The following is a 26,914-nucleotide window of genomic DNA, read 5'->3' as shown; positions in this document are numbered from 1 at the left end:
TATGGAATACAAAATTCAATTAAGAAACCCAGTAACAAAAGAAAAAACAACTCTCACAGCTTATACCGAAGAAATGGCATTGAATATGATAGAACAATCTATCAAGGACGGCTGGAGAGTTAAAAATACAGATGATCTTAAATTATTAATAAATCAATTAAAAGAAAGGAACATATAAAATGCTATTAACAAGAGAATATATCAAAACATTAGAAAGAGAAGAGATAAAAATCGGTAACAAATATTATCTAGGAGAATTAGTTAACGATGATGAAGATTTAGAAGAAATTATTAAAGGTGGTGCAATTGGAGTTGATGAAAGAAATGTAGTTGAATTTGTCGTGAGTGATTTAGATAATGACAATTTATTAGATTGTTTGGTAGTTATCAAATCAATTCATTAAATAGCCCTGACGAGTCTTTGAAATAAGACGAAACACCTTAAAAAAAAGGTGTCGGTTATAAATAAGATGGAGGATATAAAAATATGAAAAAATATGCCGTATATAAAGTAATAGCATTGATTATCAATCAATAATGTATGCTATAGATGAAAGCAAGTTTGATTTAAGTTCATACCATTGTGAAGTTGAAATTTTATAAAAAATTGGGTCAAACGTGGTAGAAATACCACGTTTGACCAAAGAAAGAAGATGAAATATGGAAAATAAAGATAATGATTTAACAAAAGATGATTTACTGGAATGTAGTTCATTAATTCATTTAAAAATTCATGAGTTAGACAGTTCTTTAGAATCATTAAAAATAACATTGCAAGAATTAGAAGAGACACGTTACAAAGAAGATGAAACATTAAAGAATGCTAAAGAACTTTATGAAACAGTATTGGAAGAATGTGAAAAATATTCAAAGTTGTATAAAAAGGTTGTGAATTTATATTTAATCGAAAGGTAGGTAAAGTATGAAAACAAAATTAAAGGGTAATGTAAGATATTTTCAATATAAGGGCGATATATTAAAAGAAATGCAGAAATGTGAAAAAGAATTAGAAAAAATTAGCAATGAATTGTCAATGTATGAACAAATCTATAATAAAGCCAAAAAGGAATATGAAAACAAAAGGAAAAGAAAAATTGACCTAGAAGATTTTATTGTGTTAGTCAAAGAAGAATTAAAGGAGAAAGAAAAAAATGATAATCTTGATTGAGGTTTTAAAAATAATATTATCTGCAATTTATAGTGTTTTTATCAAAAGTGTTTCTTATCTTGTTTCTTTGTTAGTTTTAATTCTAATTATTGTTATTGTTTGTTATTTAACAAAATTGATTGTCAGTGATTTAAAGAGGAGGGTGAAACTATATGGAAAACATTGAAAAAATTTTGAATGATGATCCAACTGTAGATAGACAAGAGTTTTTAGATGAAGTCGCTTTAATTCTAAATGATGATAACGATTTACTAAATATTGTTATTGAAAGCATTAATGAAACATCTGTTATTGGTGGTGCTTTAGGGGTTTTGCAAAGAGATATTAATAATTTGAAAATGGTTATTTTAAAATACTTATATGACATGGAGGAAAAAGAAAAATGTGTAAGATAGAAAGAAAAATAAAAAATGATACAGTAACGTTAAGTACAAGAATTTCACGGGGTTTTGATAAAAACGGTAAAAGATTAAGAAAACGTTACTCATTAAAATTAGATACAAATGAGTATCAAACAGAAAAGCAGCAAGACCAAGCCTTTAAAGATTTTTTAATTAAGCAAGGTGTAAATGAAATTCAATTTGAGGAGAAAGAAAATGAAGATCATAAAAAAACAGAAAGTGAAGTATTTGATAAAGAAAGTGATTTGGCAATTGTTGAAGATACTCAAACAAATGAACTAACAACAAGAAAGATTGTAAAAATACCGTTGGAAAAATTACAAGTGTTTGAATTAAACCCATGCAGACCAAGCGAAGAATTCATTGAACGTTTAGCGTTGTCTATATATGAAGACGGTTTAAACAATCCCATTCATGTTGTAAAATACAAGGATAAATATTTAATCCAAAAAGGGAATAAAAGATATGCAGCATATCAATTTTTGAATAAAAAATACGATAGCGATTATGATAAAATTGAATGCTATGTGCTTGATTATGAGCTTGAAAGTGATAAGGAGAATGTTGATCCAATGTTCACTTTACAGCTCATGAGAGACAATATAAACACATATGAAAGAACCTTAAATGATAAGATTCTAGAAGTTGAACTTTATCATAAAATCTTTCCAGAACTTAAGAGAAAGAAAATTGCAAGTGGTCGTGAGAATGAATGGATAGCAAAAGAAATGGGAATAGCTGATAAATCTGTAAAAGATTATTTAAAGTTATTAAAAGTAGATGATGTCAAAAAGAAGTTCATGAATCGAGAAGTATTAACTTTAGATACAGCTTTAAGAATGGTCGATTATTATAACCAGTATGGAAAAGATGAATATTATTTGATGATTGGTGATATAAGGCAAAAATATAACACGAGACATGATAATGATTTTGCAATAAGTTATCATATGATTGAGCCTGCTTTTTGGAGAAAAGAACGTGAAGAGCGTGAAAGGAAAGCAAAAGAATTAGAATTACAAAGAAAACGTGAAAAGCCATATGAACCAGTTGAAGATGCAGAAGTCCCAAAAGAAGAAAAAGAAGAATATCAAATTCCTACATTTAATAATTATGAAAATTTACCTCATTATTATTTTGAGACATCATTATTAGAAAAAATAAAGATATCGTTGGAAATTGAAGATATAAATATAAAATTTGAATTTTTAAATCAGTTTGATGAAAATAAGTATTTTTTTGAAATAGTATTAACTTCTTATAAGAACGTTCTGTCTATTCAGCTGATTCGTATGCCAGCAGAAGTAAAGGAAGTGTATTGGAGATATACGTGTCCTAACGAAAACAAATTATTTAATATTAATATGGAGTGTGAAAATAGAAAAGTTGATATTTTCAAATGCATGAATAACATTGATAATATTTTAAATAAAGAGAAAATCGTCTTAACAATAGATGATAAAGAAAACTTTATAGCAAGTCTTTTAGATAATGTATTGGTTGAAAAAGAAATCTTAGAAAAAGAGGATTAAACTTATGAAAGATGATATAAAATTAATACCTTTGAGAAAGGACTTAAAAGGAAATATGAACTATGTGTCTTATGTAAATCAAGACGTTGGAGTGATTTATTTTTCACATAAATATATGAATCAATTCAATAAATTTTATTGGGAAAAAATACAGGAATATTATGAGAATAATATTCCTTGTACAGATGATACAAATATCTATATATTGCATTTGTTTTTAAAAGAATATTTTAAAAACAAACATGAGAAATGAAAGGGGTGAAAAAAAAGTGTTTTATTATAAGAAAAATAAGAAGTATGCTGAAATAATGCCACATACAAAAAATAAAGTTATTGAAAAATATACTATCTTAAAAACCGATCAAGTAGATTTAGGCTGGGAAACAATCGCAACTATTCCAGTCGTAGAGGTTAATAAAGTTCGTATGATTGATGAAAAAATGATAAGAATTTTAAGAGAACTGGTATATGAGGGATATGAAATTTTAGGTAAAAAAGAAGTAAATAAATATTAATAATATATTTATTACCAATAATTGTAAATAATAAAAGTAAGAATATGCATAAAATGACGAATATAATAAAAATTGTCGAAAATAAGATATAATAAGAAAACCGGTGGAAAAATATGGAAGACGTCTTTTAAAATAATAATATAATTTTAAAAGGGAGTGTACATTTATGAAATTTAAAGAATTATATTGTGTGTATATTGAAAGTGTTCAATTGGAGTTAAAAAGAACAACGATTGATAGTATAGAATATAGATATAAAAATAGATTAGATGAAAGATTTGGAAATTTAGATATTGAATCTATTACAATTGATATGGTAAGGGAGTACCAAAAAGAAATGTTGTATCAAGATAATTTAAGCGCAGAATATATAAATCGTATTATTGGTATAATGAGACAAATTTTAGATTGTGGAGTAACAAGAAACTTAGTAAAAGAAAATGTTTTAGTAAAGATAAAAAAAGTAAAAGATCAATATAGAATTGATAAAAAACAAGTGATTTGGGATTTAGATGTTTTTAGAACGTTTGATAGTTATATTGCTGATGATATGGATAAATTGTTATTTAACATGTTATATTTCTTAGGATTAAGAAAAGGTGAATTATTATCGTTGAAGTGGTCAAATATAAACTTTGAAAAGAAAATTGTGAACGTAATATCCACAGCGGTTCAAATCGTTGGAAAAGGACAAATAGTAACAACACCTAAGACCAATCACTCTATTAGAGGAATTTGTATGAATGATACTTTATTTGAAATGCTAAGTAATTATTATTTTAAAATGAAATTACAATATGATGTAGTTAATCATTTATACATATTTGGAAGTAATAAAATGATTAGTTTTTCTGCCCTAGATCGTAAGTTGGCTAAATATTTGAAGTTATCAGGTGTTGAGAAAATTAATTTACATGGGTTTAGACACAGTCATGCGACTATGCTTGCGAGTTTAACGACAGACATTAAATCAATTAGTGATAGATTAGGTCACGAGAGTGTTGATGTTACATTAAATGAATATATACATTCAAATGATTTTGCTCAAAAAGAGTTGGCTGATCTTATTGAAAATGAAGTTATACAAAATGATAATACTTTAGGTTTTGAAAACTTTACTTCATATTTGGAAAATATTTTGTTAAAAGAGATTACTAAAGACTCATATAAAGAAAGTGAAATTAAACATATGATTAATATATATAACTATGTTAAAAAACAAGAATTTAATTATTGATTTTAATTGCTATTTATGATATACTATTAGTAGAAATAAAGATAAATAAATATCTAAAACATAGAGAGTTTTGGTAAAACCGAAGTCGGTACCGCTAAGCTCCACCAATTAAAAACACGACGTTACTTTTGTAACGTCTTTCTTTATATAGGAGGGCAAAATATGGAGAAATATGTCAGTTCACTCATAATATCATTTTTTATATATGGTTTTGCAGGTTGGATTTGGGAATCTTTTATTTGCCCTTTAATGACAGGGCATAAGATAAAGAACAGTGGCTTTTTAAATGGACCGATAGTGCCTATTTATGGGGTTGGTGCATTAGTCGTTTCATTGTTATTTTCACCATCAGAAAGTTATTTATCTATTTTTATAGAAGGTGCCTTTGTTGCTTGTGTAATTGAATATTTTACTTCTTGGGCAATGGAAGCTCTCTATCATAGACGCTGGTGGGATTATGATGATAAAGCCTTTAATGTTAATGGTCGTGTATGTCTAGAAGGATTTTTGATTTTTGGTCTTTTTAGTGTTATAGCAGTCAAGTTTATTCAACCTACTTTATTATCAATGATTATGGTTCATGGGGAGGTTCCTTTGATCATGCTAGCGACCATACTGTGTGCTATTTTGCTTGTTGATTTGGGAATTACTATCACAACATTAGCGAATTTAGAGAAGCGTATTGATGAATTTGTTAGGGATGCTGAAGAGTATGCACAAAGAGTTCTTGATGGATTTGAACAAGGGAAAAAGAGTATTATAGAGATCTTAGAAACAATTAGATTAACTGATTCTAGTGCATATCAGGAATTTCTAAAACAAAAGAAATTTGCTGAAAAACGTATATTAAAAGCATTCCCTGCATTAACAAATAAGAAGAAAAAATAAAGGGAGAAAAGTATGAGGAAGTTTTTTGGAAATAAAGCTTTTTATAAAGCAACACTTGCGATTGCATTGCCAATTATGGCTCAACAGTTTGTGACAAGTTTTGTTAACTTGATAGATAATATTATGATAGGAAGTGTTGGGAGTTTAGCCTTAACATCTGTCACAGTTGCTAATCGTGTTTATTTGATATTTAATTCTACTATGTTTGGAATTTGTGGGGCAGCTGGTATCTTTATTGCTCAATACTATGGTGCTAAAAATAAGGAAAAATGTCAAAAGATTTTGAATATTAACTTGGTTTGTGGTTTTTTGGTTGCTGCTTTATTTGTTTTTGCTTTACTCATTGTTCCTCGACAGCTTATGGAAATATTTTCAAGTCAACCTGTTGTTATTGAGGAAAGTTTAAAATATTTACAGTATGCAGTTCTTACATATGTTCCATTTGCCTTTAGTTTTAGTATTATGATGGCACTTAGAGCAGTAGGTATTAATAAAATACAATTATTGGTTGGTGTAATTACTGTTGCTACCAATACAACTTTAAATTACATGCTGATATTTGGTCATTTTGGTTTTCCAGTATTAGGTGTACAGGGAGTGGCGATTGCAACAGCGATTGCTCGTTTTGTTGAAATGTTTATTTATATGGTTATTTTGTTGAGAAAGAAACATATGTTTCATTTTTCCATTCATGGTTTATTGCATTTAGATATGAGTTTGATCTGTTCAATGGTTAGAAAGGCAATTCCTTTAACAGTTAATGAAATTCTTTATTCCCTAGGTTTAACCATGATTTTTCTTTCTTATATGCGTTGTGATGAAAGTTTGATTTCAGGAATAAGTGTTGTTGATACTGTTATGCAAATTGCTTATATAGTTTTTGGAGGATTATCAAGTGCTATTTCTATATTAATTGGAAATCGTTTAGGAGCAAACGAAATTGAAGAAGCAAAAACGAATTCTTATAGACTATTAACATTTGGAGTTATGATTGGTATTGTTATGGGAACAACATTGATATTTGTAGCACCAGTTATTGCTTCTTTCTATAATGTAGAGGATATTATTAAACAGACAATTGTTTCTTTATTATCAATAAAATCTATCCTTTTGCCTATTTATGTTTATAATGTATGTATTTTCTTTACACTTAGGGCAGGAGGTGATACCTTTTCAACAATGTTAATGGATTCGGGGTTTTTATGGTGTGCAGGTGTTTTATTGTCAACTCTCTTGTCAGTGTTTTTTGATATTCCATTGGTTATGCTTTATGCCATCGTTGAATCGTGTGACCTTCTTAAATTGTTTGTTGCGACATATTTCTTTAAGAAGGGAAGATGGGCTAAAAATATGACAATTAGTCATGAAGTCGTTTATTGAAACAAAAAGTAAAAAAGTGTATGATGTGAGTATGAAGGGGTGGTTAAATGGCACGTTCATCACAAAAAGAAAATTATATTGTGAAAACATTAAATGGTATGGCTTATGGTTTTTTTGCAAGTTTAATTATAGGAACAATTTTAAAACAGATTGGATATGCAATTCATTGGAATGATCTTGTGACATGGGGACAGATGGCTTCTTATTTAATGGGACCTGCGATTGGTGTAGGGATTGCTTTTGTATTAGATGCCAAAGGATTAAATATGATTGCAGCGGTTATTGCTGGAGCAATTGGTGCAGGGACATTTTCAATCAGTCATGGGAATGTTGCAGTTGTTGTAGGAAATCCAATTTCTGCTTATTTAGCTGTGATTTTAGCTGTAGAAGCAACAAGACTGGTTCAAGAGAAAACGCCTTTAGATATCCTGCTTGTCCCTTTTACATCTATTCTTTGTGCTGGGCTTATGACAAAGTTCATTGGTCCATATATAACTCAAGTCATTGTATGGATAGGCAATTTGATTAATCAAGGTGTAAATATGCAACCTATATTCATGGGAATGGTTGTTGCTGTTCTTATGGGGATGGCTTTAACGGCACCAATATCTTCTGCAGCAATAGGTATTATGTTAGGGTTAGATGGTCTTGCAGCTGGAGCGGCTTTGGCAGGATGCTGCGCACAGATGGTTGGCTTGGCTATTATGTCAATGGATGATAATTCAATTGGGGATGTCATTGCAATCGGAGTGGGAACAAGTATGTTACAGTTCAAAAATATTGTCAAGCGCCCTATTATTTGGTTACCTCCAATCATTGCTAGTCTTATAACAGGAGTTATATCAAGTGCTATTTTAGGAATAAAATGTACTGCTGTTGGTTCGGGTATGGGAACAGCAGGTTTGGTAGGTATTTTAGAGGCTGTTCAAGTGATGGGAACGTCATACTGGCTTCCATTGATCATCTTAGATATTATTGTTCCTATGGCAATTTGTTGGAGTATGTATCGTGCCTTCCGTAAATTAAATTACATAAAAAGTGGCGATATGAAACTGACAAGGTTATAATCATCTTCGGATGATTTTTTCTTTTCTTTGTATTTAAAAACAGATATAATAAGAAAGGTGATAAAAAATGAAATTAAAACAATTGTTAAATGAAATGAATTATCAAGTCTTACAAGGTGATTTGAATCAGGAAGTGAGTCAAATTGATTATGATTCAAGAACTGTTCAAGATAGAAGTTTGTTTGTATGTATTCCTGGTGCTAATGTTGATGGACATGATTTTATTGATCAGGTTATCAATAGAGGCGCACGTGTCATTGTTGTTGAACATGATGTTCCTTTTCAAGAAGGCATTACATACATTCGTGTAAAGGAAGCAAGATTGGCATTGGCACTTTTATCATGTGCTTTTTTTGAACATCCTAGTCGTCAAATGACCGTTATTGGTATTACTGGAACAAAAGGAAAAACCACAACATCTTATATGATGGAATCGATTTTAGAAAAAGCGAACAAAAAAGTTGGTATTATTGGAACAATAGGTTCAATTGTGAATGGAGAGTTCCAAAAAACCAAAAACACAACTCCAGAATCTTTTGAACTTCAAAGACTCATGAGACAAATGGTAGAATGTGGCTGTGAATATTGCGTTATGGAAGTCTCATCACAAGGATTGATGTTAAATCGTGTAGCTGGAATTGATTTTGATTATGGTGTTTTTACAAATCTTTCACCAGATCATATTGGTGAACATGAGCATCATTCTTTTGAACATTATATGGCATGTAAGAAAATGCTATTTCAAATGTGTAAAGTCGGAATCTTCAATCGTGATGATGAACATTATGAAGATATGATTAAAGGAGCAAAGTGTGATATAAAGACTTATTCATTACATCAACAAAGTGATTTAAAAGCATCGCAAATTCATTTGTCTCAAGGAACAGGCACTTTAGGTGTTTCTTTCCAAACATCAGGACTCATTGATGCGAATTTTGAAACAGATATTCCTGGTCATTTTAGTGTTTATAATTCACTTGTAGCGATTATCCTTTGTCATCTGTTAGGGATTGAAACAAATTATATAAAAGAAGCATTAAAGAAAGTAAGAGTACGTGGTCGAGTTGAAATTGTACCTGTTGGCCAAAAATATACAGTGATGATAGATTATGCTCATAATGCATTATCATTTGAAAGTATTCTCCAAACAATTATGGATTATCAACCACATCGTATACTTTGTGTCTATGGTGCAGGGGGACATCGTGATGTGAAACGTCGTTATGATGTAGGAGAAATTGTTGCTAAATATAAAGCCTTTTCTATATTGACCGCTGATAATCCACGTGGTGAAAATGTCTCTCAAATTTGTGAGGATATTGTGACTGGTATTCATCGTGTGGGTGGCGATTATGTCATTATTGAAGATCGTAAAGAAGCTATTCATTATGCATTAGAACATGCTGAAGCGAATGATGTTATTTTATGTTTAGGAAAAGGACATGAGGATTATCAGATATTGCAAAATGAACCTCTACCATTTAGTGAAAAACAGATTATTGAAGATTATTTTCATATATAGGACTGAAAAAGGGTTTTCTCGCATATAGTATCTTGGTGATACATATGAAGAAAATTCTTTTTTCCATAATTGGAGTATTAGCAGTTATATTGGTTGTTTATTTTGTAAAACAACCACGTATTCATTTTTTTCAAGATGAAATCCATTTATCATTATATGATGAGGTCAAACCATATGAATATATTGAAGAAGTTTCACACATGAATATTAAAGAGATACAAATAGAAAATCATGTTAATAATGAAAAGATAGGAGAATATAAGATTGAATATATCTATCATGATAAAGTCTTTACTTTAAAGGTTTTTATTGATGATACTACGCCTCCTCAATTCGAAACAGTCAATACTAAAATATTAAGAAATGATAGTGTTGATCCTAAAACATTGGTTAAAAATATCCAAGATGATTCAGAGACTATTGTTTATTTTAAAGAAGATTATCTCTTTAATGAAATCAAAACATATCGAGTTATTGTTGTTGTGGAAGATGCATTTGAAAACAAAACAGAAAAAAATGCTTATGTGTTGGTAGAAGAACGGGACACTGAACCTCCCACAATAACTGGTTTAGATAAATTAACAATGTTAATAGGTGATAAGATTGATTTAAAAAAAGGCATTGTCATAAAGGATGATCATGATAAAAATCCAACTTTAACAATTGATGATTCGAATTTGAATATTCGAAAAACAGGTGAATATGAAGTTTATTATCATGTTGAAGACCATAATGGTAATAAAGAAACATATACTAGAGATGTTGAAGTTTTAAGTCAATATGATAATCGAGAAGCTAAGAAAGATGGTGTGAAAACTTGTTATCTTACATTTGATGATGGACCATCACCAAATACCAAGAAAATATTAGAAATCTTAGATGAATACCATATTAAGGCAACTTTTTTTGTGACAGGGACTTCACCTAAAGATGCTCATTATATTAAAGAGGCTTATCAAAAAGGACATACAATAGGATTGCATACGTATAGTCATGATTATGAATTGATATATAGTTCTCTTAAAAATTATATAAATGATTTAAATAAAATTAAGGAACTGGTTTATGAACAAACAGGTGAATATACCACCTATATGCGTTTCCCAGGGGGATCAAGTAATCTTGTTTCTAAAAAATATAATGTTGGAATTATGAAGAGACTAACACATAAAGTGATAGATTTAGGATATCAATATTATGATTGGACTTGTATTAATGGAGATGGAGAAGGAATTAAAACAATTAAAGGTCTTAAGAAGAAAGCGATTGAAGAGGTAAATGGCCAAGAAGATATTATGTTTTTAATGCATGACAGTGCTAATCAGGGAAATACAGTGAAAGCTTTACCTGCTATATTGGATTATCTTATTAAAAAAGGTTATCAATTTGAAGTTGTTGATCAATATTCACCGACATTTCATCATACAGTTCAAAATTAAAATTCTCTGTTGAAGAATGAGGTTAAATAGTTAATATAATCAATATTTAAAAAGCCAATTTTGTCTTATCTATTGCAGTTGATAAGACTCTTTTTGTGATGTGTTATTAAGTTTTATAGATAATATAAATGCGGTTAGTGGAAAAGCTTGATAATAAGCATAAACGTAAATTTTTCAATTGAAGAATTTACTTTTTTATTTTGATATGTACCATATCATACAAGAAGTAGTAAATATAACTTGTTATAATTAAAAAATAGAAATCAAAGGGGGATGGGATATCAGATATTATATAAAAGTTATACAGATAAGATTATAAAAGTAATTTTATTGAAGAAAGGGAAAATTTTATGAAGAAAATAACAACTCTATTTATAACAATGATTATGATAGTATCATTTGCAACAATCAATGTTTTTGCGGTGGATAATACTTTTAAAAAAGATGGTTTAACATATACGATTATTTTATGTGGATGGAGATAATACTGTTTTAACATCAATTACACTGCCAGATATTTTAAAGAGTATAGAGAGTGCTGCTTTTAAAAATTGTAAAAATTTAACATCAATTGAACTTCCTGATGGTATAACAGTTATAAAAGATGCTGCATTTGAAGGGTGTTCAGGTTTAAAAACGATAAAATTTCCAAGTCAATTAACAGATATTAGAACTGGGGCATTTCGTGATTGTAGTAGACTAGAGTCTATTCACATTCCTGATAGTGTGACAAAGATACAAAATAATGTTTTTCTCAATTGCCGTTCATTGGTATCTGTTGTGTTTCCTAAAAATATACAATTGTTGGGTGGATCATCATTTTGGTATTGTAATCAATTAGAGGAAGTGACATTACCAAATGGCATTGAAACAATAAATAAAAATACTTTTCAGTATGATCCCAATTTATCAAAGGTTTTAATTATGACTGGTGCAAGAGATGAAGTGATAAATGATCAGATTCTTACAGCTATAAATACAACTACAACAAATGTAGGGCATCCCATACAAATATATCGTGGTGTAGCTCATATTCAAGCAAAGCAAGTTGCAATGACAACAACTTTAAATAGTACAGTTAATTTAAACGATTATTTTAAGACCTCGTTTGCTGTTTATGATGAAAGTGGACAGTCTTCATCAGTGATGACAATACCAGAAAATTATAAAAATGTTGAATATCAACTGGTTGGTCAACATTCAGATAAGACACAAATCATAGGGAATCAATTATTTATTAGTGATGAAGAAAAAAATCAGTTGCAAATTGAAGCTAACCTCAATGGACATACTGACAACATGAGTATAAATATTGATAGACTTGATATCATGGGTATAGAAATAGTACAAATGCCATATAAAACGACTTATACAGAAGGAGAAATCTTTGATCCAGCTGGTCTAAAGGTAAAAGTGAATTATAGTAATGGTAGCCATAAGATAGTTGAATATGATAATGTTTCTCAAAGTGACTTCAATTTTTCTATTGCTAGAGCATTAATGGTAAGTGATAAGGATATATTGGTGCAATTTGCTGGACAATCCATTGAATTTGATATTACAGTTTTAAAGAAGCCTATTATTAATGATTCACAAAACAATAATTCACAAACCAATGACTCTCAAAATAGTGGTTCTTTAGAAGAACAAACTCAGAATCAAAGTCAAACACCTGTGACAAGTGATAATACATTTGTTTTAGGATTGAGTCTTTTGATGATGTTGAGTACAGCAATTATAATAATAAGTAAGAAAATGAAAAGAGAAAACTAATTATTCTTAAAGAAGAAGAGAAAATCTTCTTTTTTGTTTTAAAAAGAAAGCCTATGTTGAGTTGAAAAATATATTTATTCATGTATAATAGAGTGGACTTTCAATAAAGGAGAAATATACATGATATCAACACAAAATGTTTCATTACAATATGGAGATCGTGCTTTATTTGAGAATGTTTCTATACAGTTTACTGAAGGAAATTGTTATGGAATTATTGGGGCAAATGGAGCTGGGAAATCAACATTTTTAAAAATATTATCTAGAGAAATTGAACCTAATAAAGGTGATGTTGTTATTACAGAAGGACAAAGATTATCTGTTTTAAAACAAGATCATTTTGCTTATGATGAACAAGATGTCTTAAAAACAGTAATGATGGGGAATAAACGTCTTTTTGAGATTATGCAAAGAAAAGAGGAGTTATATAGTAAACCTGACTTTAATGATGAAGATGGTTTAGAATTAGCTGATCTTGAAGGTGAATTCTTAGAAATGGATGGATGGAATGCAGAAACAGATGCTGAAATCTTGCTTAATGGATTAGGTGTAACAGGTGAATTTCATCATGTTCTTATGAAAGAATTGGGAGATCAACAAAAAATTAAAGTTTTATTAGCGCAAGCACTTTTTGGAAATCCTGATATTCTTTTATTAGACGAACCAACAAACCATTTAGATTTAAAAAGTATTAACTGGTTAGAAAACTTTTTATTAAATTTCCCAAATACTGTTATTGTCGTTTCTCATGATAGACACTTTTTAAATAAAGTGTGTACACATATTGCAGATATTGATTATAGTAAAATTCAATTGTATGTAGGAAATTATGATTTCTGGTATGAATATTCTCAGATGATGGCAAAACAAGCAAAAGAAATTAACAAAAAGGCAGAAGCAAAGAAAAAAGAATTGGAAGAATTTATAGCTCGTTTTAGTGCTAATGCTTCTAAAGCAAAACAAGCAACATCACGTAAAAAATTATTAGATAATTTAGAAATGGTTGATGTCAAGCCTTCTTTAAGAAGATATCCTTTTGTTGGATTTACACCTGATAGAGAAGTTGGAAATATTGTCTTAAATGTTGAAGATTTATCATATGAATTGAATGGAGAAAAGATTTTAAATCATATATCTTTCTCTATTTCACCTAAAGATAAAGTTGCATTTGTTTCGGATAATGAACTTGCTGTAACAACATTCTTTAAAATTATTACAGGTGAAATTACTGATTTTGAAGGAACTTTCCAATGGGGAGTGACAACATCTCAGTCTTATTTTCCTAAAGATAATAACGAATATTTCGATAATTGTGATTTATCTCTTGTAGATTGGCTTAGACAATATGCGGTTGGAGATGTATACGATCAAGATTTAAGAGGTTGGTTAGGAAGAATGTTATTCTCTGGTGAAGAAGCTTTAAAGAAGGCTAATGTTTTATCAGGTGGAGAAAAAGTAAGATGTATGTTAGCGAAAATGATGATGGCTAACTGCAATGTCTTAATTTTAGATGAACCAACAAACCATTTAGATTTGGAATCAATTCAAGCATTAAATGAAGGTTTAATGAGATTTAAAGAAAATATTCTTTTCTCATCTCATGACCATCAATTTGTACAAACTATCGCAACACGTGTTATTGAATTGAATGCAAATGGATGTTTAGATCGTTTATCATCATATGATGAGTTCTTAGAGTATAAGGAAAAGATGGAAGCATAAGCTTTCATCTTTTTATATAATCTTTCAAATAAAAAAAGACAAGTACTGTCTTTTTTAATTTCTTTTTGCATATGATGTAATATTGTTGTCTTGATCACATAACACCAATAATAATTGATCATAACTTTGATAACCTTGAACTTTAAGCTGACTCATCAGCCATTTTTCATCCTTTTCAATGAATGCTAACTGATCCTTAAGAATATGTCCATCAATAACGAGAGAAAGAGAAGGCTTTTCTCTTTGTGGTTTGACTGGAAGATCATTAACAATGGCAGGTCGGTATTGAGACTTTGGAAAAACGGAAATATTTCCATTGGTTTCTAATATGACAGTATCAAGTTGTGTTAAATCAAAATAACCTTGAATACGTAATTGCATTAAAAACTCATTGACATCAATTCTTGCTTTAGCAAGTGCAGTACTATCAATTTTATTGTTTTCATATAAAGTTATTGGGTTTCCTTCAATAAATTTTCTAATAGCTAGTGAAGAACGTGATAACAAAGAAAGTATGATTGTAAATAGAGCATAAATGATCATACCTGTGAGGGGACGAAGCATATTATTGAAATCATCTAAAACGACCATTTCACTTGCAATACTCCCAATTGTAATACCAATAATATAATCATACATACTTAGTTGTGTTATTTGTCTATATCCCATTAATCTGGTTAGAATAAATAAGACAACTAAAGATATTAAAGCTAAAGATATTGTTTCTAAAATCATTTTTATCACCATATATAATATGGAGATAAAAAAAGAATTTATACAAAAAAGGCTTTCGCCTTTATTGTTTCTTATAAATGCTTTTGATTTTTGCAACATACATTGTATGGTAATCCTTATCTGGATACCATCTTGTATCAAGAGATCGGTCTAAAAAGCATTCCGGTTTTATTGTATCTTCATATAGTTTTTCAACAATAAAGACAAGATGAGCCTCTTCAAAAGTTGGAACATCTTCAAGATATGTGATGTGAAAATCAACATCTTTGATTTTGTTTGCATCTCTACCTGAAACACTGCCAAGTACACCAAGTTCTTTTTTGTGGCCGTCAAAGAAAGAAAGCGAAAAACATTTCTGCTGATCTACAAATTCTTTGGTATAACGTTGTGGACGAATATATGCTGTTACAACATCAGTTCCCCAAAGGACACCAATACCACCCCAAGATGCAGTCATTGTATTTACATCTGATTGATCACCTGCAGTAATTAACATCCAATCTTTTCCAATAGCTTGAAAAGCATTCATGTTTAAATCTTTAATATCTATTTTTTGAAAAGTCATACGAATTCCTCCTTGCATAAGATTATAACATAATATATGCAAGAAACAGAAGAAAAAGTCTATAAATAAAGTAGGTGAGTGAAATGAAAAAAATAGCAAAAATTATAACTGTGACTATGATCATTATTGTTTTATTTATTTCCTGTATTTCTCTATATGTTGGAAATTATTTATATGATTATACATTGAATCCTTATTCTAAACACAATATTTCTGAAAAAATAGAAACTAACGAAGAAGTTGCTCAAGAGTCTAGACAATGGTTAAGTGAAAATAGTGTCAATGTTTCTTTGAAAAGTCAGGATGATCTTAATTTGCATGCTGCTTATATTGATCAAAATAGCCATATCTATATGATTATGGTTCATGGTTATCGTGGAGATGGAGCAAGTATCATTTCACCTATTAAACAGATGAAAAAGGCTGGATATAACTTGTTGATACCAGATTTAAGAGGTCATGGCTTTAGTGAAGGAGATTATATTGGAATGGGCTGGGATGATCGAGAAGATATTATTCAATGGATTGATTATCTACTTTCTAAAGATCCTCATGCTTCTATTATTTTATATGGAGTCTCTATGGGAGGGGCAACAGTTATGGATGTGGCAGGAGAAAAACTTCCACACCAGGTGAAAGCAATTATCGAAGATTGTGGCTATACAAGTGTATGGGATATTTTTAAGGCGCATATTGATATGAATAACATTGAAAGTGAAGTGGCATTGCATATGGCAAGTCTTGTAACCAAGATACGAGCTGGTTATTATCTTGAAGATGTAAGACCTATTGAACAGGTTAAGAAAAGCCAAACACCTATGTTATTTATACATGGTGCTGAAGATAATTTTGTTCCCTTTTCAATGGTTAATGAATTATATAATGCAGCAACTTGTCCAAAAGAGAAATTAGTTATTCAAGGAGCAGGTCATGCAAATAGTTGCTCGGTGAATTCAGAACTTTATTATCAAACAATATTTCGCTTTATTGAAAAATACGAATAGAAGTGAAACATGAATTCAACCAACGTTTTCATCAATTATACTTTTTTAGAAGGAAAAAGCACTATGATAATAAAAATAACACTTAAACTTTTTTTAGTCTAAGTGTTATTTAAATATAAAAAATATTTTAAGTATAACTATTCATTTATGAAACACTCGATTTAATTTCATTTTTCATTTCAAAGAGTATATGTCGCACTTCTTCTAAATTATCAATAATTTCAGATACTTCTTTTTTTTGTTTAAGCGATAAATCACTGTTATTAAATTCGATGAGAGACATTAAAGTCTCATATATCAAATCATTTGCCTTGTCTATACTACTCATATATGTTATCCCTCATTTCTTTATACTTTTATTATACTACAAAATGAATACAAATCATCACAATAATGATAAAAATGTAACTATAATCCCAGGTTTTTTGAAAATGTATAATAAAAGCAAGGCTTAGACTTTCTATGAACAGGTTTAAGGATAATAGAAAAAGAGGTATTTGTAAAGAAAAGAATAAAAATATTGCAATATGCAGGAAGTAGTAAAACAGAGAAAATTGCACAAATTTAGTTATCCAAATGCGAATAAAGTCTTTTTTTGTCAATCTTATACATATGAGTGTATATAAGGAGATGTATTGATAAACATATTGAAAAAGCAATGTAACCCAGAAAAATTGAATAAATAGAAAGATAAAATATTTTAAATCGAAATATGGATAATGTATAAGTATTTGTGTAACAGTTAATGAATCATACAATTGAAGTAATCCAAAAACAATACAAATATATATAAACAAAACTTTATAATACTTCATCTTCAATTAATAGACCATTTTTTAAATGCAGAATCTTATTATAATGAATTTCTCTAAGATATTCATGAGCAGCAATAATAATTGTCTTATTTTGATTGTGAAGATCATTAATAAGGTGACAAAAAGCTTTCACTGAATCTTCATCTAAACCTCTTGTTGGTTCATCTAATAGTATAAAGTTCTGATCTTCCATAAGTGCTTGAATAATTCCAAGCTTTTGCCGCATACCTAATGAATAATCTTTTACTTTGGTATGGCTTTGAATATCAAGTTGGAAGTCATTACAAAGTTGCATAATTTTGTCTTCATAAAAATGATGATTGAGGTGAGCTAAGAATTTGAGATTATACATACCAGTCTCTCGTTCTAAAAAACCTGGATTTTCAATAAGTGCTCCAATATGAGCCTGTTCTGATAATATAATACACCCATTGTCTGGTTCTAAGATATCACAGATTAATTTAAAAAGTGTAGATTTCCCAGACCCATTAATGCCATGAATGTAGATTAAGTCACCTTTATGAACTATCATGTTTAAATGATCTAAAACAGTATGCTGATGAAATTTTTTGGTTAAATCATGTATTTCTAACATATGATATTCTCCTTTAGTATAAATTTGTATATAAAAAATGAAATAAGACATTGATAATTATAGGGAAAATCAAATAAAGTAAATTCTTTTTGGTACCAACTTGTAAATATATAAGTGTACTTTCAAGACCAGTCACAATTATATTTATAATCATAAAATAGATTGTGAATAAAAATGACTCTGATGGAATGGCACCAAAGAAAAAATAATAACTGATATAAATAATGATAGTGTAAAGCAAACCAATACTTATAAATATCCAGTAAACAATTTGATAGAATTTCTGTTGTCCAATTCGTGTAATTATATAAGCGGATAAAGTTTGACATCGTGATGCATATTGGTACATCATCAAGAGATAGACATTATTCATATAAATTGTTAAATAATGCGAATATATTAAACAAATTGTATAGGTGTTTTTACCACAAAGTGTCGGCGATATCACTAACATCAGGATGAGTAAAGCAATCATTTTTTTATCAACTAAACGATAAAATGATTTAATCATAATGTTTTCTCCATTTCAGCATTTTGTGATAAGCAAAATAACTTATGAAACTATAAATAATGAAACATGACATATATAATCCAAAATGTGAAAGACCAAAGGGATTGGGTCGAACATTTTCCATTCCTAAAGCAACGATGTTATTGACTTGAAAAATAAAAGCAGTTTCTGATATAGGTAAATATCCTTGAACAAGAGCAGGTATTAAAACCAGAAGTATTCCAAAAATGACACCAAAACAACGATAAATGTATTTGTTGGTAATTATGACTTGTAGTGAAAACACTAAACTTGATACTAAAGCATATCCTATTGCTGTTAGGTTAATAAATGCAAATAAACTCAGATATTCATTGCTTGAAAGAATTTGAGTTTTTCGATAGTATAGTTCTGGATAATTCATCGTATTAAATTGAATAGGTGCATAGAAAATATGAATTATTAAAAGAATAAAAATTTCAATAATAAATGTTATGAAGAAGGATAAACAGATATTTCTTATGAAAATATGTTTATAATATTGACTTTTATGAAGTCGGGTTTCTATGAAATATGAAGTATGATTTTGATGAATATTTAAGAAATCATATGACATTATATTTGGTATCAAAAGCATCATAACCATAAACAAAAAGGGATTTATACCTATGCAATGCAAATAATAAAAGAATTCTAAACCAGCTTGTGAATATGTTTCAATATAACCATCATATGAATAGATGGAACTGTTGTAAGCAACATAGATACATATATTGATAAGAATGAAAATAAAGAGAATAAATAAGGCTTTCTCTTTTGTTAAAAAAGGCAACCATAATGCTTTGAGTTTTTTCATATTATTCCTCCTTTATTGATAACTCAAATCAAAATTAAACTCTATACTAAAAATGTTGAAAACGGACTTTTGGCTTAAAAAGTGCACAAAATGGCGTAAAAGTGGCATCTTTTTTGTTGAAATATAGTGTAAAATAGAAGATGTATATAGGAGGCGAAATTATGAAAATACTAGTATGTGAAGAAAATGGAGATTATGTAGATCATTTAATCGAAAAATTGAAATCATTTCCTTGTGATGAAGAGTTGGTGTTTGAAAGTTATACACAAACTCCAGGGGTTGCTAAACGTTTAGAACGTGAGGAATATGATATGGCTTTTTTAGGAGGAATTATTAATGGGAGAAATGGATTTGAATTAGGGAAAATGTTAAAGGAAAAAAATCCTGATTGTATTCTTTTCTTTGTATGTGATGATTATAAATATATGCATGAGGTGTTTAGAGCGGACGGTTTTCAATTGTTAATGAAACCACAAGAAAAATTATTAGCAAGTGAGTTTCAAAGAGCTTTAGAAGTTTATAAAAAGCTTCATTTTCAAATTCATTTTTTCTCATTGACAGGAGAAGTTTTGAATTTAGTGCCTAGTGAAATTGAATATATTGAAACAGGTATGAGAGAAACAGTGGTAGTGACGACAAAAGGACGATACAAAGGGTTCTTTGAGGATTTAAAAAGAACTAAGCAAATGTTAGTAGAGTATCATTTTTTTCAGATGCATCCGCGATATTTTGTGAATATGGAGCATATTGAATTGATTAAAAGTGGAGAGTTAAGGCTGGATAATGGAGATAGTGTTCCAACTTCTGCTATGAATAAAGAAGTTATTGATGATGCTATTCAATCATTCCTCAATTGCTATTAAAATTTCATGAAAAAATGTCGGAATTTGGTTGAAATATGATACAAGAAATGATATTATTCACTTAGTTATACAACTGGCGGAAGTGGAATGAACCACATGGAGTATAATAGGAAAGAGTCGACCGTCTGGGCAAATGTCTGGACGAGTAGGCTCTTTTTTTGGTTTTTCTATAAATGATAGCAATTACACTGGTGAAAAACCACGATTTATGGTATAAAAGAAGTGTTGAAGTCCTTGATAAAAAAGTGAAAAAGAAAGGGTGGCATTATGTTAACAGATGTAGAAATCGCACAAAGTGCTAAAATGAAACCAATTAAAGAAATTGCTCAAAAAGTAGGGTTGGATGAAGATGATTTAGAGCTTTATGGAAAGTATAAAGCTAAAATTTCTTTAGAAGCCATTTCAAAACTCAAAAACAATGAAGATGGAAAATTGATTCTTGTTACAGCAATTAATCCGACTCCTGCTGGAGAAGGAAAAACAACAACAATGATTGGCTTGTCACAAGCCTTAAACAAACTAGGAAAAAAATCAGTTGTGGCTATGCGAGAACCAAGTTTAGGGCCTTGTTTTGGTGTTAAGGGTGGAGCAGCAGGTGGGGGGTATGCACAAGTTGTTCCAATGGAAGATATTAATCTTCATTTTACTGGAGATATTCATGCTATTACAACTGCTAATAATTTGATTGCAGCTATGCTTGATAACTCTATTCAACAGGGGAATCCATTAGATATTGATACAAGACAAATTGTTTGGAAGCGCGTTGTTGATTTAAATGATCGTGCTTTACGTCATATTGTTGTTGGACTTGGCGGAAAGGTCAATGGTGTACCTAGAGAAGATGGATTTGATATTAGTGTAGCAAGTGAAGTTATGGCTATATTATGTTTGGCAACATCATTAGAAGATTTAAAAGCACGTGCAGGACGTATGATTGTTGCATATAATCATGCTGGTGAACCTGTTACAGTTAATGATATTAAAGCGACTGGGGCTGTGACTTTATTGTTGAAAGATGCGATTAAACCAAATTTAGTTCAAACATTAGATCATACACCTGTTTTTGTTCATGGCGGTCCTTTTGCAAATATTGCTCATGGATGTAATTCTGTTATGGCGACACAGTTAGCTATGAAATTAGGCGATTATGCTATTACAGAAGCAGGTTTTGGTGCTGATTTAGGTGCCGAGAAGTTCTTAGATATTAAATGTCGTCAAGCGGAACTTTCTCCTGATGCAGTTGTTATTGTTGCAACAGTTCGTGCTCTAAAGATGCATGGAGGTGTTGCTAAAAAAGATTTAAATGAAGAAAATTTAGATGCTTTAAGAGCAGGGATTGAAAATCTTGAAAAGCATATTGAAAATATTGCGAAATACAATTTACCAAGCATTGTTGCAATTAATGCTTTCCCAACAGATACAGAAGCAGAATTACAGTTATTAAATGAAATTTGTCAGGCTAAGGGTGTTGATGTAGCAATTAGTAAGGTTTGGGAAAAGGGTGCAGAAGGTGGAATTGAGTTAGCTGAAAAATTACTAGATATTTTAGCAAAAGATGAAGCTCATTTTGCTCCGATTTATAGTCTTGATTTACCTATTGCTGATAAAATTAAGACGATTGCAAAAGAAATATATGGTGCAGATGATGTCACTTTCTCTAAGAAAGTTTTAAATAAGATGAAGAAATATGAATCACAAGGATTGGGTAATTTGCCAATCTGTGTTGCGAAAACACAATATTCTTTGTCTGATGATCCAACATTATTAGGAAAACCTAGTGGTTTTAAAGTAACTATTAGTGATTTGATTCCTAATACTGGAGCAGGTTTCTTGGTGGCTATTAGTGGTGATATCATGCGTATGCCTGGACTTCCTAAAGTTCCAGCTGCTGTCAATATGGATATTGACGAAGAAGGAAAAATAGTAGGTTTATTCTAGAAGAGACAACTGTCTCTTTTGGCGTTTAAGAAGAAAGGAAGAAGAAAAATGAAAGTTGCAATTATTATGGGTTCAACAAGTGATTTAGGAAAAGTTGAACCAGCTGTAGAGATTTTAAAGGATTATGGTGTGGAAGTAAACGTGAGATGTCTTTCAGCACATCGTGCTCATTTAGGATTAAGTACATTTATTCAAGAAACAGAAACTGATGGAACAGAAGTGATCATTACAGCAGCCGGAATGGCAGCGGCTTTACCAGGTGTTGTGGCTTCACAAACTGTATTACCAGTGATTGGTGTACCTATTAGTGGTGCAACATTAGATGGTATGGATGCATTGTTATCAATTGTTCAAATGCCTTCTGGAATTCCCGTTGCAACAGTGGCTATTAATGGAAGCAAGAATGCTGCTTATTTAGCATTACAAATTATGGCTATTAAACATGATAGTATTAAAGAAAAATTAATGGCTTATAGAAAAGACATGGAAGTACAAGCAATGCGTGCTAATGATCAAATGATAGAAAAATTTAAATAAAAGGTGCAAAGAAAAAATGGCAGAATTATTGTATGAAGGAAAAGCAAAACAAGTTTATAAGACAGATAAAGAAGATGAATATATTATCCATTATAAAGATGATGCAACAGCTGGTAATGGTGTAAAACATGATCAATTTGAAGGAAAAGGTGTTTTAAATAACACAATCTCAAGTATTATTTTTGATATGTTAGAGGAAGCTGGAATCAAAACTCATATGATTGAAAAAATCAATGACCGTGATATCAAAGTGAAGAAAGTGGAAATCTTTCCATTAGAAGTTATTATTAGAAATATGACAGCAGGATCTTTTTGTAAAAGATTAGGATTTCCTGAAGGTGTTGTTTTAGATGAACCCATCTTTGAGTTATGTTATAAAAATGATGATTACGGTGATCCATTAATCAACAGTGATCACGCTATTGCTTTAAAACTTGCAACACGTGAAGAATTAGCATATATCCGAGATACAACTTTGAAAATTAATGAATTGTTAAAAGAGTTTTTCTTAAAATTAAACCTGAAATTGGTTGATTTTAAAATTGAGTTTGGAAAAACTGAAAATGGAGAGATCTTATTGGCAGATGAAATTTCACCTGATTCATGCCGTTTATGGGATGTTGATACAAACCAGAAATATGATAAAGATGTATTTAGACAAGATATTGGGGATTTAATTCAAACATATAAAGCAGTTTTAGCGCGTATGCAAAATAAATAAAAGGAGAGAAACGATGGATTACAAAAAAGCTGGAGTAGATATTGAAGCAGGATATAAATCAGTAGAATTGATGAAAAAACATGTGAAAGAAACAATGAGACCAGAAGTATTAGGTGGACTTGGTGGATTTGCTGGGGCATTTGATTTAAGTGCAATTAAAAACATGGAAGAACCAGTGCTATTGTCTGGGACTGATGGATGTGGGACAAAAGTCAAACTTGCATTTGTCATGGATAAACACGATACGATTGGAATTGATGCTGTGGCTATGTGTGTCAATGATATTGCATGTTCTGGTGGTGAACCTTTATTTTTCCTTGACTATATAGCATGTGGTAAAAACTATCCAGAAAAAATTGCAACTATTGTCAGTGGTGTTGCTGAGGGATGTAAGCAATCTGAATGTGCTCTTGTTGGTGGTGAAACTGCTGAACATCCTGGATTAATGCCAGAGGATGATTATGATCTTGCTGGATTTGCAGTTGGTGTTGTTGATAAAAAAGATATTATTAATGGTGAAAATATTAAACCAGGTGATGTTTTGGTTGGGATTGCTTCTAGTGGTGTTCATAGTAATGGATTCTCATTAGTACGTTCAGTTTTTGATATAACTAAAGAGTCTTTAGAGACTTACTATGATGAGTTAGGAAAAACACTTGGTGAAGCTTTAATTGAGCCAACAAGAATTTATGTCAAAGCATTAAAGAATGTTAAAAATGCAGGTGTAAAAATTAAAGGGTGTAGTCATATCACTGGTGGAGGATTTGATGAAAATATTCCTAGAATGTTGCCTGATGGTGTGAAGGCTATTGTGAAAAAAGACAGTTATAAAGTTCCAGCTATTTTTGATTTAATAGCAAAAAATGGAAATATAAATGAAGATATGATGTATAACACATTTAACATGGGATTAGGGATGATTATTGCTTTAGACCCTGCTGATCAAGAAAAGGCTATGGCTGCAATTGAAGCTGCTGGGGACACATGTTATGTTGTTGGTCATATTGAAGAAGGCGAAAAAGGAGTTAAATTATGCTAAAAATCGCAGTCTTTGTTTCTGGTGGAGGAACAAACCTGCAATCACTTATTGATGCTACCCAGAGTGGTAGCATCAATGGTGAAATTGTTTTGGTTGTTTCTAATAGAAAAAAAGCATATGGATTAGAAAGAGCTAAAAATGCAGGAATTCAGGCAGAGTGTATTAAGGATGATCAATTACTGATACAACGCTTGAAAGAAGAAGGCGTTGAATTAATTGTTTTAGCAGGATATCTTGCGATATTAAGTGATGAACTTACAGAACTTTATCAGAATAGAATAATAAATATTCATCCATCATTGATACCAGCATTTTGTGGGCCTGGTTTCTATGGTTTGCATGTCCATGAACATGCTTTCAAGCGTGGTGTGAAGGTTGCTGGAGCAACTGTTCATTTTGTCTCTCCAGTTGTTGATGGAGGACCAATTATTCTTCAAGAAGCGATGGATGTATCACAAGCGAGATCACCTGAAGAGATGCAAAAGATGGTTTTAACAATTGAGCATCGTATCTTACCAGAGGCTGTCAGATTGTTTTGTAATGGTCAATTGAAAGTTGAAAATGAAAGGGTGGAAATATTATGAGAAGAGCATTAGTCAGTGTCACTAACAAAGATGGAATTGTTGAATTTTGCCAAGGTTTAGTTCAATTAGGATTTGAAATTGTTTCAACAGGAGGAACATTAAGCAAATTACAAGAAGCAGGAATTGCAGCGATTGCAATTGACGATGTCACTGGGTTTCCAGAAATCTTAGATGGTCGTGTGAAAACTTTACATCCTAAAGTTCATGGCGGATTGTTATTTAGAAGAGATTTGCCTGAACATGTTGCAACTGTTCAAGAACATGATATTCAACCAATTGATTTGGTTTGTGTGAATTTATATGAATTTGAAAAGGCATTAAAAGCTGGTAAACCAATGGAAGATATGATTGAAAATATTGATATTGGTGGACCATCAATGATTAGAAGCGCAGCTAAGAATTTTAAGGATGTCTTAATTGTGACTGATCCAGCAGATTATCCATCTGTCTTGGATGCACTTCAAGAGAAAACTGATGATGAAAACTTTAGATTAAATTTAGCTTATAAAGCATTTAGTACAACTGGAGCTTATGATGCAATGATATCTCGCTATTTTGCAGGGGTTGTTGGAGATGATTTCCCTGATATTTTGAATATATCTTTAAAGAAATCTGAGCATTTAAGATATGGAGAAAACTCACAACAGAGAGCCAATGCTTATGTAGATGGATTTGTTCAAGAATCTTTGTTAGATTATGAACAATTAAATGGTAAAGAAATTTCATTTAATAATGTTAATGATTTATATGGAGCTATTGCAGTTGTTAGAGAATTTGGTGATCAAATTGTAACAGCAGCTATTAAACATTCTACTCCATGTGGTGTTGCAATTGCAGAAACTGGCTATGAATCATACATGAAAGCATATAAAGCAGACCCACAATCCATCTTTGGTGGTATTGTAGCAGTTAACTATAAAATTGATAAAGCAACGGCTTTAGAAATGAAAAAAATCTTCTTAGAAATTGTAGCTGCTCCAGATTTTGATGATGATGCATTAGAAGTTCTAAGAACAAAAAAGAATTTGCGTGTATTAAAATTAAACAATTTAGGTGCAAGAGATGCAAAATATGATATTAAATATCTTGAAGGAAAAGTATTGGTACAAGATATTAATACCAAAATGATTGATGAAATGAAAGTTGTAACTCATGCTAAACCTACACAAGAACAATTATCTGATATGGAATTTGGAATGAAAGTTGTTAAATTTGTAAAATCAAATGCTATTTGTATTGTTAAAAATGGTGTGACTTTAGCGATTGGTGGCGGACAAACTTCACGTGTATGGGCTTTAGAAAATGCTATTCATAATAATCCTGATAAAGATTTTCATGGAGCTGTTTTAGCAAGTGATGCATTCTTCCCATTTAATGACTGTGTTCAAGTTGCTGTAGATGCAGGAATGACTTCTATCATTCAGCCAGGTGGTAGTGTTAGAGATCAAGATTCTATTGATTTGTGTAATGAACATAATATCCCAATGGTCTTTAGTGGATTTAGACATTTTAGACATTAAAGGATAAA

Annotated in this window: 32 protein-coding genes and 1 riboswitch; of the genes, 26 read left to right on the top strand and 6 right to left on the bottom strand. The window is 30.4% G+C overall.

Annotation, left to right across the window (positions count from 1 at the left end):
• The first annotated feature begins 1 nt into the window (after nucleotide 1).
• The 18 genes from GQF29_RS18345 (at nucleotide 2) to GQF29_RS04060 (ending at nucleotide 14,644) form a co-directional block, all read left to right on the top strand.
• Nucleotides 2-178: a hypothetical protein gene (locus GQF29_RS18345; protein WP_008788036.1), complete on the top strand. Its 177-nt coding sequence runs from the start codon at nucleotides 2-4 to the stop codon at nucleotides 176-178.
• Between the two features lies 1 nt (nucleotide 179).
• Nucleotides 180-404: a hypothetical protein gene (locus GQF29_RS04135; protein WP_008788037.1), complete on the top strand. Its 225-nt coding sequence runs from the start codon at nucleotides 180-182 to the stop codon at nucleotides 402-404.
• A gap of 256 nt (nucleotides 405-660) precedes the next feature.
• Nucleotides 661-915, top strand: coding sequence for a hypothetical protein (locus GQF29_RS04130; protein WP_054690541.1), 255 nt, complete (start codon nucleotides 661-663; stop codon nucleotides 913-915).
• A gap of 7 nt (nucleotides 916-922) precedes the next feature.
• Nucleotides 923-1,168 carry a hypothetical protein gene (locus GQF29_RS04125; protein WP_160340736.1) on the top strand — a complete coding sequence of 82 codons (246 nt, stop codon included), beginning with the start codon at nucleotides 923-925 and terminating at the stop codon, nucleotides 1,166-1,168.
• On the top strand, nucleotides 1,152-1,334 hold the full coding sequence (locus GQF29_RS04120; protein ID WP_160340735.1) for a hypothetical protein: 183 nt from the start codon (nucleotides 1,152-1,154) through the stop codon (nucleotides 1,332-1,334). The genes GQF29_RS04125 and GQF29_RS04120 overlap by 17 nt, the downstream gene beginning before the upstream one ends.
• The gene (locus GQF29_RS04115; RefSeq protein WP_117599200.1) at nucleotides 1,321-1,563 is read left to right on the top strand and encodes a hypothetical protein; all 243 of its coding nucleotides are present in this window, start codon (nucleotides 1,321-1,323) and stop codon (nucleotides 1,561-1,563) included. Before GQF29_RS04120 ends, GQF29_RS04115 begins: the two co-directional genes overlap by 14 nt.
• A complete protein-coding gene (locus GQF29_RS04110; protein WP_160340734.1) occupies nucleotides 1,551-3,101 on the top strand; it encodes a ParB/RepB/Spo0J family partition protein in 1,551 nt (516 codons plus the stop codon). Before GQF29_RS04115 ends, GQF29_RS04110 begins: the two co-directional genes overlap by 13 nt.
• 4 nt (nucleotides 3,102-3,105) lie before the next feature.
• The gene (locus GQF29_RS04105) at nucleotides 3,106-3,354 is read left to right on the top strand and encodes a hypothetical protein (protein ID WP_008788040.1); all 249 of its coding nucleotides are present in this window, start codon (nucleotides 3,106-3,108) and stop codon (nucleotides 3,352-3,354) included.
• Between the two features lie 16 nt (nucleotides 3,355-3,370).
• Nucleotides 3,371-3,616 (top strand): hypothetical protein, encoded by a 246-nt coding sequence (locus GQF29_RS04100; RefSeq protein ID WP_008788041.1) that lies wholly within the window; start codon nucleotides 3,371-3,373, stop codon nucleotides 3,614-3,616.
• A gap of 166 nt (nucleotides 3,617-3,782) precedes the next feature.
• Nucleotides 3,783-4,853, top strand: a complete 1,071-nt coding sequence (locus GQF29_RS04095; protein ID WP_008788042.1) for a tyrosine-type recombinase/integrase — start codon at nucleotides 3,783-3,785, stop codon at nucleotides 4,851-4,853.
• 162 nt (nucleotides 4,854-5,015) lie between these two features.
• Nucleotides 5,016-5,741, top strand: a complete 726-nt coding sequence (locus tag GQF29_RS04090) for a putative ABC transporter permease (protein WP_008788043.1) — start codon at nucleotides 5,016-5,018, stop codon at nucleotides 5,739-5,741.
• A 12-nt stretch (nucleotides 5,742-5,753) separates the two neighbouring features.
• Nucleotides 5,754-7,121, top strand: coding sequence for an MATE family efflux transporter (locus GQF29_RS04085; RefSeq protein WP_008788044.1), 1,368 nt, complete (start codon nucleotides 5,754-5,756; stop codon nucleotides 7,119-7,121).
• Between the two features lie 47 nt (nucleotides 7,122-7,168).
• Nucleotides 7,169-8,188 carry a PTS sugar transporter subunit IIC gene (locus GQF29_RS04080; RefSeq protein WP_008788045.1) on the top strand — a complete coding sequence of 340 codons (1,020 nt, stop codon included), beginning with the start codon at nucleotides 7,169-7,171 and terminating at the stop codon, nucleotides 8,186-8,188.
• Nucleotides 8,189-8,255: 67 nt separating this feature from the next.
• Nucleotides 8,256-9,710, top strand: a complete 1,455-nt coding sequence (locus GQF29_RS04075; RefSeq protein ID WP_008788046.1) for a UDP-N-acetylmuramoyl-L-alanyl-D-glutamate--2,6-diaminopimelate ligase — start codon at nucleotides 8,256-8,258, stop codon at nucleotides 9,708-9,710.
• A gap of 44 nt (nucleotides 9,711-9,754) precedes the next feature.
• Entirely contained in the window at nucleotides 9,755-11,149 is a 1,395-nt protein-coding gene (locus tag GQF29_RS04070; RefSeq protein ID WP_017144121.1) for a polysaccharide deacetylase family protein, read from the top strand.
• A 350-nt stretch (nucleotides 11,150-11,499) separates the two neighbouring features.
• Nucleotides 11,500-11,634 (top strand): hypothetical protein, encoded by a 135-nt coding sequence (locus GQF29_RS18800; protein WP_017144122.1) that lies wholly within the window; start codon nucleotides 11,500-11,502, stop codon nucleotides 11,632-11,634.
• Nucleotides 11,621-12,922 carry a leucine-rich repeat protein gene (locus GQF29_RS18950; protein ID WP_008788048.1) on the top strand — a complete coding sequence of 434 codons (1,302 nt, stop codon included), beginning with the start codon at nucleotides 11,621-11,623 and terminating at the stop codon, nucleotides 12,920-12,922. The genes GQF29_RS18800 and GQF29_RS18950 overlap by 14 nt, the downstream gene beginning before the upstream one ends.
• A gap of 120 nt (nucleotides 12,923-13,042) precedes the next feature.
• Nucleotides 13,043-14,644 (top strand): ABC-F family ATP-binding cassette domain-containing protein, encoded by a 1,602-nt coding sequence (locus tag GQF29_RS04060; RefSeq protein ID WP_008788049.1) that lies wholly within the window; start codon nucleotides 13,043-13,045, stop codon nucleotides 14,642-14,644.
• Nucleotides 14,645-14,698: 54 nt separating this feature from the next.
• On the opposite strand, the gene GQF29_RS04055 is transcribed toward GQF29_RS04060, so the two are convergent.
• Both GQF29_RS04055 and GQF29_RS04050 read right to left on the bottom strand, forming a co-directional pair.
• Nucleotides 14,699-15,379: a DUF421 domain-containing protein gene (locus tag GQF29_RS04055; RefSeq protein WP_008788050.1), complete on the bottom strand. Its 681-nt coding sequence runs from the start codon at nucleotides 15,377-15,379 to the stop codon at nucleotides 14,699-14,701.
• Between the two features lie 61 nt (nucleotides 15,380-15,440).
• The gene (locus tag GQF29_RS04050) at nucleotides 15,441-15,944 is read right to left on the bottom strand and encodes a flavin reductase (protein WP_008788051.1); all 504 of its coding nucleotides are present in this window, start codon (nucleotides 15,942-15,944) and stop codon (nucleotides 15,441-15,443) included.
• Nucleotides 15,945-16,027: 83 nt separating this feature from the next.
• On the opposite strand from GQF29_RS04050, the gene GQF29_RS04045 reads away from it, so the two are divergent.
• Nucleotides 16,028-16,948, top strand: coding sequence for an alpha/beta hydrolase (locus GQF29_RS04045; RefSeq protein ID WP_008788052.1), 921 nt, complete (start codon nucleotides 16,028-16,030; stop codon nucleotides 16,946-16,948).
• Between the two features lie 145 nt (nucleotides 16,949-17,093).
• On the opposite strand, the gene GQF29_RS04040 is transcribed toward GQF29_RS04045, so the two are convergent.
• From GQF29_RS04040 to GQF29_RS04025, 4 genes are all read right to left on the bottom strand, one after another.
• Nucleotides 17,094-17,276 (bottom strand): hypothetical protein, encoded by a 183-nt coding sequence (locus GQF29_RS04040; protein ID WP_008788053.1) that lies wholly within the window; start codon nucleotides 17,274-17,276, stop codon nucleotides 17,094-17,096.
• 473 nt (nucleotides 17,277-17,749) lie between these two features.
• Nucleotides 17,750-18,358: an ATP-binding cassette domain-containing protein gene (locus GQF29_RS04035; RefSeq protein ID WP_008788054.1), complete on the bottom strand. Its 609-nt coding sequence runs from the start codon at nucleotides 18,356-18,358 to the stop codon at nucleotides 17,750-17,752.
• A gap of 13 nt (nucleotides 18,359-18,371) precedes the next feature.
• The gene (locus GQF29_RS04030; protein ID WP_008788055.1) at nucleotides 18,372-18,869 is read right to left on the bottom strand and encodes a hypothetical protein; all 498 of its coding nucleotides are present in this window, start codon (nucleotides 18,867-18,869) and stop codon (nucleotides 18,372-18,374) included.
• The gene (locus GQF29_RS04025) at nucleotides 18,862-19,704 is read right to left on the bottom strand and encodes a hypothetical protein (protein WP_008788056.1); all 843 of its coding nucleotides are present in this window, start codon (nucleotides 19,702-19,704) and stop codon (nucleotides 18,862-18,864) included. The genes GQF29_RS04030 and GQF29_RS04025 overlap by 8 nt, the downstream gene beginning before the upstream one ends.
• 161 nt (nucleotides 19,705-19,865) lie before the next feature.
• Here GQF29_RS04025 and GQF29_RS04020 point away from each other — a divergent pair, with 161 nt between their 5' ends.
• The 7 genes from GQF29_RS04020 (at nucleotide 19,866) to purH (ending at nucleotide 26,906) form a co-directional block, all read left to right on the top strand.
• On the top strand, nucleotides 19,866-20,567 hold the full coding sequence (locus GQF29_RS04020) for a LytR/AlgR family response regulator transcription factor (protein WP_008788057.1): 702 nt from the start codon (nucleotides 19,866-19,868) through the stop codon (nucleotides 20,565-20,567).
• A gap of 59 nt (nucleotides 20,568-20,626) precedes the next feature.
• A riboswitch (ZMP/ZTP riboswitch) is annotated at nucleotides 20,627-20,705 on the top strand.
• Between the two features lie 129 nt (nucleotides 20,706-20,834).
• Nucleotides 20,835-22,505 carry a formate--tetrahydrofolate ligase gene (locus GQF29_RS04015; RefSeq protein WP_008788058.1) on the top strand — a complete coding sequence of 557 codons (1,671 nt, stop codon included), beginning with the start codon at nucleotides 20,835-20,837 and terminating at the stop codon, nucleotides 22,503-22,505.
• Nucleotides 22,506-22,553: 48 nt separating this feature from the next.
• Nucleotides 22,554-23,042: a 5-(carboxyamino)imidazole ribonucleotide mutase gene (purE, locus tag GQF29_RS04010; protein ID WP_008788059.1), complete on the top strand. Its 489-nt coding sequence runs from the start codon at nucleotides 22,554-22,556 to the stop codon at nucleotides 23,040-23,042.
• Nucleotides 23,043-23,058: 16 nt separating this feature from the next.
• Entirely contained in the window at nucleotides 23,059-23,763 is a 705-nt protein-coding gene (purC, locus tag GQF29_RS04005) for a phosphoribosylaminoimidazolesuccinocarboxamide synthase (protein WP_008788060.1), read from the top strand.
• Nucleotides 23,764-23,776: 13 nt separating this feature from the next.
• Nucleotides 23,777-24,802 (top strand): phosphoribosylformylglycinamidine cyclo-ligase, encoded by a 1,026-nt coding sequence (gene purM, locus GQF29_RS04000; RefSeq protein ID WP_008788061.1) that lies wholly within the window; start codon nucleotides 23,777-23,779, stop codon nucleotides 24,800-24,802.
• Nucleotides 24,796-25,386 (top strand): phosphoribosylglycinamide formyltransferase, encoded by a 591-nt coding sequence (purN, locus tag GQF29_RS03995; RefSeq protein WP_008788062.1) that lies wholly within the window; start codon nucleotides 24,796-24,798, stop codon nucleotides 25,384-25,386. Before purM ends, purN begins: the two co-directional genes overlap by 7 nt.
• Complete coding sequence (purH, locus tag GQF29_RS03990) at nucleotides 25,383-26,906, top strand: bifunctional phosphoribosylaminoimidazolecarboxamide formyltransferase/IMP cyclohydrolase (protein ID WP_008788063.1); 1,524 nt, start codon at nucleotides 25,383-25,385, stop codon at nucleotides 26,904-26,906. Before purN ends, purH begins: the two co-directional genes overlap by 4 nt.
• The last annotated feature ends 8 nt before the right edge of the window (nucleotides 26,907-26,914 follow it).

Source organism: Coprobacillus cateniformis (genome assembly GCF_009767585.1).
In the GTDB taxonomy this organism is placed as follows: domain Bacteria; phylum Bacillota_I; class Bacilli_A; order Erysipelotrichales; family Coprobacillaceae; genus Coprobacillus; species Coprobacillus cateniformis.
The sequence above is the reverse complement of the archived record's forward strand: the minus strand, read 5'-3'. Positions and strand labels throughout refer to the sequence as shown.

Excerpts from the sequence above, each read along its gene's own strand:
- GQF29_RS04080 (WP_008788045.1), top strand. The coding sequence starts at position 7,169 with ATGGCACGTTCATCACAAAAAGAAAATTATATTGTGAAAACATTAAAT.
- GQF29_RS04125 (WP_160340736.1), top strand. The coding sequence starts at position 923 with ATGAAAACAAAATTAAAGGGTAATGTAAGATATTTTCAATATAAGGGC.
- GQF29_RS18345 (WP_008788036.1), top strand. The coding sequence starts at position 2 with ATGGAATACAAAATTCAATTAAGAAACCCAGTAACAAAAGAAAAAACA.
- purM (WP_008788061.1), top strand. The coding sequence starts at position 23,777 with ATGGATTACAAAAAAGCTGGAGTAGATATTGAAGCAGGATATAAATCA.
- GQF29_RS04015 (WP_008788058.1), top strand. The coding sequence starts at position 20,835 with ATGTTAACAGATGTAGAAATCGCACAAAGTGCTAAAATGAAACCAATT.
- GQF29_RS04130 (WP_054690541.1), top strand. The coding sequence starts at position 661 with ATGGAAAATAAAGATAATGATTTAACAAAAGATGATTTACTGGAATGT.
- GQF29_RS04095 (WP_008788042.1), top strand. The coding sequence starts at position 3,783 with ATGAAATTTAAAGAATTATATTGTGTGTATATTGAAAGTGTTCAATTG.
- GQF29_RS04090 (WP_008788043.1), top strand. The coding sequence starts at position 5,016 with ATGGAGAAATATGTCAGTTCACTCATAATATCATTTTTTATATATGGT.
- GQF29_RS04025 (WP_008788056.1), bottom strand. The coding sequence starts at position 19,704 with ATGAAAAAACTCAAAGCATTATGGTTGCCTTTTTTAACAAAAGAGAAA.
- GQF29_RS04055 (WP_008788050.1), bottom strand. The coding sequence starts at position 15,379 with ATGATTTTAGAAACAATATCTTTAGCTTTAATATCTTTAGTTGTCTTA.
- GQF29_RS04030 (WP_008788055.1), bottom strand. The coding sequence starts at position 18,869 with ATGATTAAATCATTTTATCGTTTAGTTGATAAAAAAATGATTGCTTTA.
- GQF29_RS04040 (WP_008788053.1), bottom strand. The coding sequence starts at position 17,276 with ATGAGTAGTATAGACAAGGCAAATGATTTGATATATGAGACTTTAATG.
- purC (WP_008788060.1), top strand. The coding sequence starts at position 23,059 with ATGGCAGAATTATTGTATGAAGGAAAAGCAAAACAAGTTTATAAGACA.
- GQF29_RS04085 (WP_008788044.1), top strand. The coding sequence starts at position 5,754 with ATGAGGAAGTTTTTTGGAAATAAAGCTTTTTATAAAGCAACACTTGCG.
- purN (WP_008788062.1), top strand. The coding sequence starts at position 24,796 with ATGCTAAAAATCGCAGTCTTTGTTTCTGGTGGAGGAACAAACCTGCAA.
- GQF29_RS04045 (WP_008788052.1), top strand. The coding sequence starts at position 16,028 with ATGAAAAAAATAGCAAAAATTATAACTGTGACTATGATCATTATTGTT.
- GQF29_RS18800 (WP_017144122.1), top strand. The coding sequence starts at position 11,500 with ATGAAGAAAATAACAACTCTATTTATAACAATGATTATGATAGTATCA.
- GQF29_RS04115 (WP_117599200.1), top strand. The coding sequence starts at position 1,321 with ATGGAAAACATTGAAAAAATTTTGAATGATGATCCAACTGTAGATAGA.
- GQF29_RS04075 (WP_008788046.1), top strand. The coding sequence starts at position 8,256 with ATGAAATTAAAACAATTGTTAAATGAAATGAATTATCAAGTCTTACAA.
- GQF29_RS04110 (WP_160340734.1), top strand. The coding sequence starts at position 1,551 with ATGTGTAAGATAGAAAGAAAAATAAAAAATGATACAGTAACGTTAAGT.
- GQF29_RS04120 (WP_160340735.1), top strand. The coding sequence starts at position 1,152 with ATGATAATCTTGATTGAGGTTTTAAAAATAATATTATCTGCAATTTAT.
- GQF29_RS04070 (WP_017144121.1), top strand. The coding sequence starts at position 9,755 with ATGAAGAAAATTCTTTTTTCCATAATTGGAGTATTAGCAGTTATATTG.
- GQF29_RS04035 (WP_008788054.1), bottom strand. The coding sequence starts at position 18,358 with ATGTTAGAAATACATGATTTAACCAAAAAATTTCATCAGCATACTGTT.
- GQF29_RS04020 (WP_008788057.1), top strand. The coding sequence starts at position 19,866 with ATGAAAATACTAGTATGTGAAGAAAATGGAGATTATGTAGATCATTTA.
- GQF29_RS04135 (WP_008788037.1), top strand. The coding sequence starts at position 180 with ATGCTATTAACAAGAGAATATATCAAAACATTAGAAAGAGAAGAGATA.
- purH (WP_008788063.1), top strand. The coding sequence starts at position 25,383 with ATGAGAAGAGCATTAGTCAGTGTCACTAACAAAGATGGAATTGTTGAA.
- GQF29_RS04050 (WP_008788051.1), bottom strand. The coding sequence starts at position 15,944 with ATGACTTTTCAAAAAATAGATATTAAAGATTTAAACATGAATGCTTTT.
- GQF29_RS04060 (WP_008788049.1), top strand. The coding sequence starts at position 13,043 with ATGATATCAACACAAAATGTTTCATTACAATATGGAGATCGTGCTTTA.
- GQF29_RS04105 (WP_008788040.1), top strand. The coding sequence starts at position 3,106 with ATGAAAGATGATATAAAATTAATACCTTTGAGAAAGGACTTAAAAGGA.
- purE (WP_008788059.1), top strand. The coding sequence starts at position 22,554 with ATGAAAGTTGCAATTATTATGGGTTCAACAAGTGATTTAGGAAAAGTT.